The 12,107-nt window shown below is 38.6% G+C and carries 8 protein-coding genes and 2 tRNA genes; 5 read left to right on the top strand and 5 right to left on the bottom strand.

Features of this window, described 5'->3' with window-relative positions; all coding sequences use genetic code 11:
* Positions 1 to 171 precede the first annotated feature (171 nt).
* Positions 172 to 933, bottom strand: coding sequence for a hypothetical protein (locus ACHWSC_RS11630; protein ID WP_394676867.1), 762 nt, complete (start codon positions 931 to 933; stop codon positions 172 to 174).
* 314 nt (positions 934 to 1,247) lie between these two features.
* The gene (locus ACHWSC_RS11625; protein WP_394676866.1) at positions 1,248 to 4,451 is read right to left on the bottom strand and encodes a S41 family peptidase; all 3,204 of its coding nucleotides are present in this window, start codon (positions 4,449 to 4,451) and stop codon (positions 1,248 to 1,250) included.
* Positions 4,452 to 4,993: 542 nt separating this feature from the next.
* On the opposite strand from ACHWSC_RS11625, the gene ACHWSC_RS11620 reads away from it, so the two are divergent.
* Positions 4,994 to 6,181 (top strand): MFS transporter, encoded by a 1,188-nt coding sequence (locus ACHWSC_RS11620; protein WP_394676865.1) that lies wholly within the window; start codon positions 4,994 to 4,996, stop codon positions 6,179 to 6,181.
* 33 nt (positions 6,182 to 6,214) lie between these two features.
* Here ACHWSC_RS11620 and ACHWSC_RS11615 read toward each other — a convergent pair whose 3' ends face one another.
* The 3 genes from ACHWSC_RS11615 to ACHWSC_RS11605 all read right to left on the bottom strand — a co-directional run bounded on the left by ACHWSC_RS11615 (position 6,215) and on the right by ACHWSC_RS11605 (position 7,458).
* Complete coding sequence (locus tag ACHWSC_RS11615) at positions 6,215 to 6,889, bottom strand: phosphatase PAP2 family protein (RefSeq protein ID WP_120335614.1); 675 nt, start codon at positions 6,887 to 6,889, stop codon at positions 6,215 to 6,217.
* A 178-nt stretch (positions 6,890 to 7,067) separates the two neighbouring features.
* Positions 7,068 to 7,139: transfer RNA gene (locus ACHWSC_RS11610), tRNA-Arg, on the bottom strand.
* Positions 7,140 to 7,374: 235 nt separating this feature from the next.
* Positions 7,375 to 7,458 (bottom strand) — tRNA-Tyr (locus ACHWSC_RS11605).
* A 288-nt stretch (positions 7,459 to 7,746) separates the two neighbouring features.
* Between ACHWSC_RS11605 and ACHWSC_RS11600 the strand changes: the two genes are divergently transcribed.
* The 4 genes from ACHWSC_RS11600 (at position 7,747) to ACHWSC_RS11585 (ending at position 12,101) form a co-directional block, all read left to right on the top strand.
* The gene (locus tag ACHWSC_RS11600; protein ID WP_070562738.1) at positions 7,747 to 8,379 is read left to right on the top strand and encodes a peroxiredoxin; all 633 of its coding nucleotides are present in this window, start codon (positions 7,747 to 7,749) and stop codon (positions 8,377 to 8,379) included.
* An 84-nt stretch (positions 8,380 to 8,463) separates the two neighbouring features.
* The gene (locus ACHWSC_RS11595; RefSeq protein ID WP_046673204.1) at positions 8,464 to 8,778 is read left to right on the top strand and encodes a co-chaperone YbbN; all 315 of its coding nucleotides are present in this window, start codon (positions 8,464 to 8,466) and stop codon (positions 8,776 to 8,778) included.
* Positions 8,759 to 9,013, top strand: a complete 255-nt coding sequence (locus ACHWSC_RS11590) for a DUF6952 family protein (protein ID WP_046673203.1) — start codon at positions 8,759 to 8,761, stop codon at positions 9,011 to 9,013. The genes ACHWSC_RS11595 and ACHWSC_RS11590 overlap by 20 nt, the downstream gene beginning before the upstream one ends.
* 634 nt (positions 9,014 to 9,647) lie before the next feature.
* Positions 9,648 to 12,101 (top strand): PIG-L family deacetylase, encoded by a 2,454-nt coding sequence (locus ACHWSC_RS11585; protein WP_394676864.1) that lies wholly within the window; start codon positions 9,648 to 9,650, stop codon positions 12,099 to 12,101.
* Positions 12,102 to 12,107: the final 6 nt, after the last annotated feature.

The raw sequence follows: 12,107 nt of genomic DNA, 5'->3' as shown, positions 1-12,107 counted from the left end.
TAAGAGTCTGTTGCTCTACCAACTGAGCTACGAAGTCATTCGATAATCCAAATGTAAGGTTCACCGTAGAAAAAGTCAAGTGGAAAAGAATATTTTTTTGACTTTTATGACATTCAAGCGAGATTTTTGGCAGTTGCTCGATAAAAAACAGACCAAAATAAGACTATTAAACTATTTATTCTTTCGCCCTATATTGCCTTGTGTTCCCACTACAGCGATCTTTCCCATAATCATTGGCTTAACTTCCATTTCTATTGGTTTATCCAGTTGCATTTTACTCCCTTTTTTGAATGGAATCACAACAGTTTTATAGCCAAACATCTGTGCACGGAGCTCTTGGTTTACCCGAAACAAAGATTGCGGTACCCAAAGCTGAAAATTTCCATTTTCATCCACTTTCGTACGATAATTTCCTAGGGATACCTCTGTCCCCGCCATGCTTACATCGTTTCCAGCGCAAACAACTTTACCTTTTATGCTTACCTTAGTACTATCACGGCTTCCTTTTAACGCTGAATTATCATTTGTTGATGAGTTGCCCTGATCTTGCTTCTTTATCTGATCATTTTTCGTTTTTGTTTGGACAACGACAACTTCTCCAGTCAGTTTGTTTTGTGCTTGAGCAGTATGAAAACTCAAGGATCCAACCAATAGGAGGCCCGCAGCAATCCCTGTCCATCTTCCTTGCCAAATAGGGTTTTTAGAAAAAGAAATAGTGGCATCCAATTCGCGCATCAACTGATCTTCATAAAATCGACCACATAACCCCCTACTGGCTTTTTTTATTTGATCCACAATTTCCTGATCATTCATCTGTGAAAAATCAACAACCATCTTCTCACATTGGCCACAGAAACGGCCTTGTTCTTGTGGCGTCATCTTACCCCAATCTGCAGAGCAAGATTCTTTTACCTGTAATACAATCTTTTCCATATTGCCTTATATTTTCAGAAGGGATGCAGGAAAATCGCCAATTTCATAACGAAACAGTGTACAAAATCATTAAACGCTGGTAAACAGACACTTAAAAAGATAAAACCGTTTAAAATCGTCTATTAACTTCCACAGAGCAAAGGGTGGGACCAAATGAAGTAAATGAACCGAATGAGGTAAATCATATGCTGAAGGGTAATAAATAGCAAAAATTAGAAGATCGTATTCATAAAAACATGAGACGTTAAAAAAATAGGCTGTCTCAAAAAAGTTGGACAGCCTATTTACAGTAAGTAATTCTAATTGTTACTTCCCTATTTAATATTGTCAAGAATTTCTTTTATTGCTCTTTCCAATTGCGGATCTTTATTTTCCATCCGATCTTGTACTGTATTTTTTACAAGAATATCTGGGGCAACTCCGGTTTGCTCGAGATCCTGACCATCAAGCGTATAACATCCCCAAGACGGAAGTCGATAGCTTGATCCGTCTACTAAGCCTTTAGCAGAAGTAAAAATAATCCAACGATAGGTTTCATTACCAATTATTTTCCCCAATTTAAGGGCTTTAAAGCCCGCAGCGGTCATTTCAGCATCGCTCAGCGATTGCTCATTAATCAATAAAACAATAGGTTTGGCAGATGGTGCAAAATTACTTTGTGGCGCACGTTTACCACCTCGGTATTGCCATTGTAAGTAAGGCCGTTGTGACAAGAATCGTAAAACTTCATCGTGCACATTCCCGCCTGTATTATACCGTAAATCTAAAATAATCCCTTGTTTGTTATTCTCCTGTTCAGCCATGTCGATCAAGAACCGCTGTAATTCAGTATCCGACATATTTTTCATATGTGAATACGCTATCTTATTGCTACTCAACTGATCAACTCGACTTCGGTTATCTCTAATCCATTGGTCGTAGAGGAGGTCTCTAAACACGGCGCTTGATACCGGACGAATGTTTGTCTGAATTTCCTTGCCATTACGATTCAAGGTCAATTGAATTTCCTCTTCCAGTGAAGGCCAAGTAAAATAACTATCGCGATCTGCCTGCGTATTCAATTTTGTTCCATTAATCGCCACGAGAATATCACCCGCATGAATATCAGCCTCTTTCTTTGCTGCGGGGCCATTCGGAACAATATAGCTAATCTTATAAGGGTTGCTTGTATCATAGATCACACCGATTTCATTCGTTACAAAACCAAACGGCTTACGTTCTTCCTGCCCCATTGAACTGAAACCTAAATGTGACGAATTGAGTTCGCCCAACATATCATTTAAGAGGATGCGTAAATCTGTCCTATCGTTGATACCTGGAAGATATTTCTCATATTTCTTTTTAACAGCGGTCCAATCTACACCATGGAATTTGCTATCGTAGAAATTCTCCTCCAGATTGGCCCATGTCTCATAAAACATCTGATTGAACTCTTTCTCAAGATCCCGATTGAATTTAAAACTCATGGTGACCGCATCAAGCTTATTCAAGTCAAGATTATATTTCTGAATTGTTCCTCGGGTCAGCACGAAGTACTTGCCTGCAGACTCTACAAATTGTCCTATACCTCCATCTGTGACTTTCTCGGTTTTGGCTGGTGTAAATAACTCATATACGGTACGATATGTACTATATTTTCCTTCATGATTGGAAGCATAGAACAAATAGGATTTATCCCCTTTTTGTATCACCAAAGGATCAGATTGTGTTCCAAATGCTGGACTGACTTGCTCAATTCGGTCACGCAATCCTTCTAAATCCAATTGGACCAAAACAGCTTTCTTGGCTTCGGCTGCTGGTGTTGCGGTTGACTTTACCTTGTCGGCATCATTTTTCTTCTTATCCTTAGCAGCATCTTCTTTCTTAGTTGCACCAGCTTTATTTACTGTCGTATCTTTCTTTTCAGGTGTTACAAATAATTCATCAAACTTTGTGCTACGATAAGGTTGGTCAAAGTTGGTCAATGCCATTCGGAAAATGCTTGAGTTTTGCATACCAGTAGGATAAGAAGGCTTAGTCCTATTACTCGCAAAATAAATGTATTTACCATCAGGAGACCAATATGGTGCTGCCTCTGTAACACCAGTATTTGTCAAATTTGTCGTTTGCTCATTTTTCAGGTTATACACAAAAATATCCTGTTCAAAATTGCGTATGGCCGTGAATAAAAGATAATTTCCATCGGGAGAAAATGAGGGCGAAGAATTTTGAAATGCCCAGATTTCATCTCTAACTACTGTTTGGCTCTTCAAACTTGTCAAATCCAATAGACGAACTTCATCACGTCCGCTGAGATATACCGCTTTTGTTTTATCCGCATTGAATGTAATATCCCGATTGTTACGCAGATCTTGTGTCAATTGTTTTACCTCTCCTTTACCGTCTGCTGTGCGTGAAAACCAGTTCTGATACCCTTGATACGTTTGACTATAGAGCAATGTTTTGCTGTCTTTAAGCCATTTAACTTCCATGATGCGCTCCCCTTGACTTGGCATCTGACGAACAAACTTTCCTTCGATATCCGACACGAACAATTCCCCACGGGATACAAATGCCATCTTTTTCCCGTCCGGTGAAACGTCGAAATTACTGATGTTACCTGAAATATTGAACTCCTTCAGCTTTCCTAGTACCTGATTACGGTTAAGTGCGATGCTGGGCTGTATGGTTTTCTTTCCATTGACATCGTAAATATAAAGCTGGTACCCTTTTTCAAAAGCGATCTTACTACCATCTGCCGCGACAAACGGACGTTTGATTGATTCTGGGAAAGAGGTCAATTGGGTTTTCGCTTTTCCAGCTATTTGATAAAGATTGTATTCACCATTGCTTTCGTCGGACACATAGAATATGTTTCCTTTCTGGTCTACTGTCGGCCAAAAATCCTTACCTATATAATCTGTATACTGTTGAAAAGCTTTTGTTTTGGGATTATAGGACTTTATATCCGGATTGAAAGCACCTTTGTATCGCTTGCGGTTGGCCGAGCTATAGCCTTCCCAGCTGTCATTGAATAATAATTCTCCTGAAGGTGTTGGCACCACATTACTGATATAATTAAAGACATGAGGAAACAACCTTGTTGCCGTTCCGCCATCCAAAGCGACTTGATAAGCACTCATTCTATTGTAACGCGATGACGTAAAATAAAGCGTCTTGCTATCCCAGCTCCAGCTGTCTACTTCATCCGAAGCATCGTGCGATGTAAGCTGTCGTATATCTCCACCAGCCAAAGGCATCACATAGACGTCCATATTACCATTTTGATTGGCCGAGAAAGCCAACCATTTTCCATCAGGGGAAATTCGTGGATTGATCTCATTTCCTTCCATTCCTGTCAGCCGAACTGCAACACCACCCTGGCTCCCTACTTTCCAAAGGTCACCTTCGTAACTAAAAACCATTTCCTTACCATCGGGACTCAATGTCGGATGGGACAAAAATGTGGGTTGTTGGGCAATAACACAGGTTGTTCCAGCATAGGCTAGAACTGTACTTAAGATTAGTTTTTTTATCATGTTATCTAGGAGGCTAATAATTGTTTGCCAATACAAAGGTAGAATAGGTATTGAACAAACCACTATGAAATAGTGAAGAATTTTATATTTTTATTTCTTCACGATTTCAGCATTTGATCGTAGGCCTTTCCTCCCTATTTCATTGGTATTTATTTTCTAATGAAGTAGAAGTTCCCACTTGGCCTATTTTTGACTTCCGCAACTAATATCTTCTTAACTTGAAGCATGCTTGAAAATAGACTGAAACAAATGTGTCTCTTTCCGGTTTTTATACAAGGAATGGTTATGCAAAACATATCATATTGAATACATATGTTTTAGCCGAATTCAAAAAGAACAACGTATTATTTTCTTACCAAAAGACTGTAAGAGAAGATAATTATCACAACATTAGCATATAATTATAAGCAAGCCGATAAACAATTTAAATATAGGCATATTTCTGTATCCCTATTGCAACCCAAAAGTTGAAGTATTTTTTGAATCATTATATTTTTTAATGGGATACTTATCCTTAACTTTGCACCCTCAAATCAGAAACTATGGAAGCAACGTTAACTCATTCAGAAGAAGATCTTTATAACAAACGAAATCGCATAAGAATCGCGGTATCACTTTTCTTTTTTTGCCAAGGGATCGCGTTTGCATCTTGGGCAAGTCGAATTCCCGTTATTAAAGCTCATCTCCATTTAAGTGAGGGGCAATTGGGTACAATTTTATTAATGCTTCCTGTTGGGCAGCTTGCAACAATGGCTCTCTCAGGAAAGCTGGTCACAAAATATGGCAGTGCAAGTGTTTTGCGTATTGTACCTATCGCTTACACCTTGGTCTTGTGCTCCATCCCCTTCGCACAGAATGCCTGGCAGTTGGGAGGCATATTATTTCTGTTTGGTGTCACTGGCAATATGTGTAATATTTCCGTGAACACGCAAGGCGTTGCAACTGAGCAGATTTTCAAAAAATCAATAATGACTTCTTTTCATGGGGCCTGGAGCATCGCTGGTTTCACAGGCGCACTAGTTGGCTTGTTAACGATGAATTTGGGTCTGAACACCTTTTATCATTTTTTAATCATATTAGTCATTGTCACAGCAAATACACTAATCAACCAAAAGTATCTGGTTCCGGGCAAATCTCCTCAAAAGGACAAGCGTAGTTTTTTCTCTAAACCAGAAGGTGGCTTACTTCAACTCGGCATTATCGGCTTTTTCAGCATGGCAACAGAGGGGGCAATGTTTGACTGGAGTGGGGTCTATTTCAAAGAGATTGTTCAAGCTCCCGAAAAATTTGTTGTCGTTGGCTACGCGTCTTTTATGATTATGATGGCCACTGGGCGCTTTGTTGGTGATGCTGTCATTCGCAAATTAGGGAGAAAAAGAACCCTGCAATACAGTGGCCTGCTGATGTTTGTCGGAATGATGACATCGGTTATCTTCCCCGAATTTATCATCTGTACCCTAGCCTTTATGTTGGTAGGTATAGGTGTGGCCTGCAACGTCCCATCTATCTATAGCATTGCTGGGCAGAACAAAAATGTACCATCTGGAGTAGCCTTAGCCATGGTTTCAAGCATCAGTTACCTGGGCTTCTTAATGGGACCGCCTTTAATTGGATATATTGCTGAAGCTTTTAGCCTACGCTATTCCTACGGTGTTTTTGCCTGTTTCGGCCTATTGATGTTTGTGATGGTTGGGCGATTATCTCTATTTAAAGAAACACGCGCAGCCTAATCCACCAAAGCACATGTTTACCGAATTTGCACTTTAGATTTTGACCTGAAGAAATCTCAGTCCAAATGACATACGTTTACTTCTTAAAACATAAGGCATTGCCAATAGATAAAAACAGGCCGTACCTGTCCCTAAGATGGAGCCAAACCATACATCTTCGACAAAATGCTGACCCAAATACACCCGAGAGTAGCCCGTTAATACAGCGAGAACAAATAAAATTATACCAAAAGCTCTATTTTTTGAGATAATGGCTAACGTAGCTGCCATCGCAAAAGCCGACGTTGTATGTCCAGAAGGGAAGGAGTTAAAGTGCGCTACACGCAACCAAGAAACAACATGGAATGTTGGGTCTCCATGAAATACCGTTGCCGGTCTATCGGCATCAAAAAGGTTTTTCAATACACAACAGATCAGCCCTGAAAAGATATAAGTCCCGAGAACAGCTCGAGCAAAATTCCACTGCTGTGTACAGCAGTAAGCAATAAAAACACCTATAACAAAAAGACCATCTCCAAAATAGGTCTGTATTGTAAAAAGAATATCGGCCCAAAATGCATGACGTGTATTCACAAAATGGAATGAATCTCCCTTCGGTATAAATACAACTATAGCTGTCATTAAGGCCATCCAAATGGCAAAACAAACAAAAAAAGCAGGATTAGCTGCATATACCTTTCTAAATTGGTATAATAAAAATTTTCCCATTCAATCTATGTTACAGGATTACAGGCCAAAAGTAAAATTGCTGTATGTGTAAATAATGATCCGAAAATAAACATTCTATTAAAAATTTACAATTCTATTACGTATTTATTTTGATAAGAAAAGAAAAACTATTAGGCACTAAACAAAAAAAGCGATGGAAATCCATCGCTTTTCTCAGTAGCCCCGAGCAGAATCGAACTGCTATCAAATGTTTAGGAAACATCTATTCTATCCGTTGAACTACGGGGCCTTTTCAGAAGCCAAACTTAGGTTTATTTTATATATAAGTCAATAGCTAGTCTAAAATCCTGTTATATTTTTTTCAAAAAGAGAGGGAACCCCTGTATAGACTAGTTTTACTAAAGCCATTAACATCCACAATAGCAAAAAATCTATATTAAAAGCCGTTTCATGTACGATGGAATAGTCCCTAACAAACGCAAATTTAGAACCTGAAAGATAAACTGGATTTAGAAAATGAAAAATGGTGGAGGGAGAAGGATTCGAACCTTCGAAGCCGAAGCAACGGATTTACAGTCCGTCCCATTTGACCGCTCTGGAACCCCTCCAGCATTGTGTTGTTCTAGAATTGAACGTCGCAAAAGTAGCTTTTGATTTGCAAAACTGCAATTATTTTAGGCCATAAATTTGTAACTACCGCAGTATTAATTCATTTATTTTCAAGAAACATTCAAATGATCTCTTCATCATGAGATCAAGTTATCATTATTATAATAAAAACTTATTGTTATAATCTAGTCATAATAGATTTTGACGATAGTGTATTGGTAAAATCAATTCGCTTTTTGCATCGAGTTGCTGTATCTTTGTGTCAACAAAAAAAAGAAAGATATATTATGAGTTTCACAGGTAAAAGTTTTCCAAGCATTACAGTAGATGCAATTGATTATTTAGGCGACAATTTACAAATCAACATTTTTGAAAAAGCAGTTAAAGAAGGTAAAAAAGTGCTTTTATTTTGGTATCCAAAAGATTTCACTTTCGTATGTCCTACTGAATTGCACGCTTTCCAAGAAGCAGCTGCTGAGTTTGAAAAACGCAATACAGTCTTAATCGGCGCTTCTTGCGATACAAATGAAGTACACTTTGCCTGGTTAAACACAGCAAAAGATAACGGTGGAATTGAAGGTGTTGAATATCCTCTTTTGGCAGACACCAACCGTAACTTATCAAGTATATTGGGAATCTTAGATGTTCAAGAAGTTGAACACCCTGAATACGGAACATTGGCTCAAGGTTCTGCGGTTACTTATAGAGCAACTTACTTGATCGATGAAACTGGCCGTGTATTCCATGAATCAGTAAACGACATGCCTTTGGGCCGTAACGTTAAAGAATACTTACGTTTGATCGACGCTTACGCTCACGTACAGAAATTTGGCGAAGTGTGTCCTGCAAACTGGGAAGAAGGTAAAGATGCCATGAACGCAGACAGAAAAGGTGTAGCTGATTATTTAGCGAAACACTAACAATACAAGACCACATTGTCTTATCAACAGGAGCTTTTCCCGGCTCCTGTTGATTTCTCCAACAATCACCTTAATAATAAAATCATGTTACAAGAATTAGAAAACGATAATTTACAAGAAATTGTAAACAATAACGATATTGTTATGGTTCAGTACTCTGCCACTTGGTGTGGTAACTGCAAAATCATGAAACCAAAATTCAAAAAACTGGCTGGCGAAAATGATAGCGTACCTTTTGTTATTGCAGATGCAGAAAAATTTCCTGAATCCCGCAAACTGGCAAATGTCAATAACCTACCCACTTTTGCCGCTTTTAAGAACGGTAAATTAGTCAATCAGGTACAAACAAATAAGTTAGACGCATTAGTAGAATTATTCAATGAAACTACCAGTAATTAAGCATTTGACAGAGTTCATCGAGCAGAATGATGTAGATTATGTCTTGGAAACAATCGAGACACTGGAAGCATTAACCGAAGCTCCTTTGAAAGATGAAGAACTTGACGTTCTTGGTGAATTGATTTCAAACCTATACGGAGCTGTAGAGGTTGATAAATTAATTAAAGAAGGTAACTCAAAAAAAGACGCGTTAAATATGTTTATGAAGCGTGTTCTAGGTGCTATTGATAAATAGTCTTTGCAAAAAAGCATTCGTGTGAAACTTTCTTTAAAGGTTGTTCCGGTTGTTTTTGAGCATTTGAAGCATAGAAACTAACATCAATTGAAATTTGTCAAACAAATATGCAATTGGATTTAGACCAATCCAGATTTTTTTTAAGGTAGTGGAGAATCTATCTTATTCTAAATATCGTTGTATTGCAGCATCTTAAACGCATGACGCCTATATATTATATGTTTTCCAAAAGCTAAAATGTTGACAAAATTTAGCAATGTGGAAAACTAATTAAAGTAATCTAACAGAACTAAATATTTTCTACATATATTTACTATGTTAAAGGTTGCCACTTGGAGCGAAGCGACAAAATAACTATTCTCTAAAAATTCGTTTCAGGAAAAAATATTTTAATTGTTAAACGGAAATTCCAAATTGATTGGGATTTCCGTTTTTTATTTATACCTATGTTTTACCTTTCAACGATCGATCCCTTTACCTCTTCGCTAAATATTGACCTAAGTTGAATTAGGTTAATGGTTAATATCCGTAAGTTAAAGCAATAAACCTACGTCATAAACGCACTACTTAAAGACTGTCAATAAAATTACAATCTCCAACAATCCGTTGTTCATCAAAATCTTTATCTTTAAACATGCGAAGACCTTTTCTCTCTGTTATTATTATTTTGGCTGGTATCTTGTCAACCTCAATCGTTAAAGCACAGAATCCACAGTGGAATGCTGCTGAAATTAAAGTTAATCTAGAAAAACTGAACGTGCTGGGCTCAGTCCTTTATTTTGCGGCACATCCGGATGATGAAAATACCCGGCTAATCGCTTGGCTAGCTCAGGAAAAAAAATATAAAACAGGTTATTTATCCCTAACTCGAGGTGACGGCGGACAAAACCTCATCGGAACAGAACAAGGCATTGAACTTGGATTGATTCGAACGCAGGAATTACTGGCTGCTCGAAAAATCGATAAGGGTGAGCAATTTTTTTCCTCAGCATATGATTTTGGATTCTCAAAGACTCCAGAAGAAACTTTCGAATTCTGGGATAAACAGCGTGTTCTTCGCGAAGCCGTATGGATTATCCGCAAATTTAGACCCGATGTCATCATCACACGTTTTCCTCCAGATCCAAGAGGCGGACATGGTCATCATCAAGCGTCTGCCATTCTAGCACATGAAGCCTTTAAAGCTGCTGCTGATCCGAATCAATTTCCAGAGCAGCTTCAATTTGTACGCCCCTGGAAAGCTAAACGCTTGCTTTGGAATACAGCTAATTTCGGAGGTCAAAACAATACACGTGAAGATCAGTTAAAAATAGATATCGGGGATTACAATTCTCTTCTAGGAGCTTCTTATGGGGAAATTGCCGCACACAGCCGTTCATCACACAAAAGCCAAGGCTTTGGTTCAGCAAGCCAACGTGGCTCATCAATCGAATACTTTGAGTATGTAGACGGTGCACCTGCAAAAAATACACTCTTGGATGGTGTTGACACCTCATGGAAAAGAATTCAAAACGGCAGTAAAGTTCAGTCCTTGATTGATCACATCAATCAAACATATCAAATTGATAAACCCGAATTGATCATTGCTGAATTGATCCAACTGTACAAAGCACTGGATCAAATTGATGATGAATACTGGAAAACTGAAAAGAAAAAAGAGGTTGAAAAACTAATTCTTGCCTGTGGTGGAATTTGGTTCGAAAGTATCGCTAAAAATCCATCTTATGCCTTGGAAGATCAGATCAAAGTGGAACATTCCATTATTGTTCGGCGTCCAAATGTAACCGTTGAGCTGACCCAAATAAATGGAAATAGCATTCATGAAACACTAAAAATAAACAAGCTACAAAGAGACTCTGTTCTTATACATGCCGACAGGACGACACAACCATACTGGTTGATTGAACCACATGGAAAAGGCAAATTTAATGTCAGTGATTTTAACCTGACTGGCTATCCAGAAAACCCCTATGCTCCAGAGGTATCATTTCAACTCCGGATCAATGGTGAAAATATCACACTCAGTCAGCCCATAAAATATAAATATACCGATCCTGTTCGTGGCGAAATCTACGACCCCATTGTGATCGTCCCACAGTTGACGGCAAAAAGTTCCAGCCCTTTGGCACTTACACAAAATGCCAACACTGTCAAAGTGAATCTGACTTTTCAGAAAAACGGACGAGCAAACACAACCACGTTTAACGTCAGACCGAATGTACCTAAAGGCTGGGAAGTTTCACCGGCATCTTTTGACCTAACTTTTGACAAAGGCGAACGTACAATTTCCAAAGAGATCAGCATAAAACCATCAGATGCTTCTAAATCTTCCATTGATACCCTGGGGTTCCTATTGGCAAACAAAGAGCACTTAAAAGAGATAAAATCCATCGATTACAATCATATACCTAATATTGTTTATTTCCCAGATGTCGCTATAAAAATGAGCAATGTCAACCTGATCAACGACGTAAAGAAAGTGGCATACATCCATGGGGCAGGGGATCTAATTCCGGAGTCGCTGGCGGCCATTGGTATTAAAGTTGATGTATTAAGTAACGAACAGGCATTAAAAGCAGATCTCTCTAGCTACGATGCTGTAATCTTGGGTGTACGAATATTCAATGTCAACAAGCAAATTGCACAGCTCCAAAACAGACTACTTACGTATGTCAACATGGGTGGAACGGTCCTGGAACAGTACAATGTAAACAATGGACTGTTCTCAAAGAACTTTGGCCCTTTTCCTTTTAGCATCGGCAGAAGCCGTGTAACAGACGAACTTGCAACGGTACATTTCGATAAAAATGACCCGATTTTTAATTACCCGAACAAGATCAGCGAAGCTGACTTCGAACACTGGGTGCAGGAGCGGGGACTCTACTTTGCGGAAGATATCGATAAAAAGTACCGCACCCCGATCACCATGCAAGATCCCGGCGAACCGTTACATAATGGCTCATTACTCATTGCTCAATATGGAAAAGGTAAATTTGTTTATACATCTTTGTCTTTTTTCAGACAATTGCCTGCCGGGATTCCCGGAGCTTACAGATTATTCGTAAATTTGCTATCAAAATCAAAATAATATAAT

This window comes from uncultured Sphingobacterium sp. (assembly GCF_964277905.1).
Lineage (GTDB): Bacteria > Bacteroidota > Bacteroidia > Sphingobacteriales > Sphingobacteriaceae > Sphingobacterium > Sphingobacterium siyangense.
The sequence above is the reverse complement of the archived record's forward strand: the minus strand, read 5'-3'. Positions and strand labels throughout refer to the sequence as shown.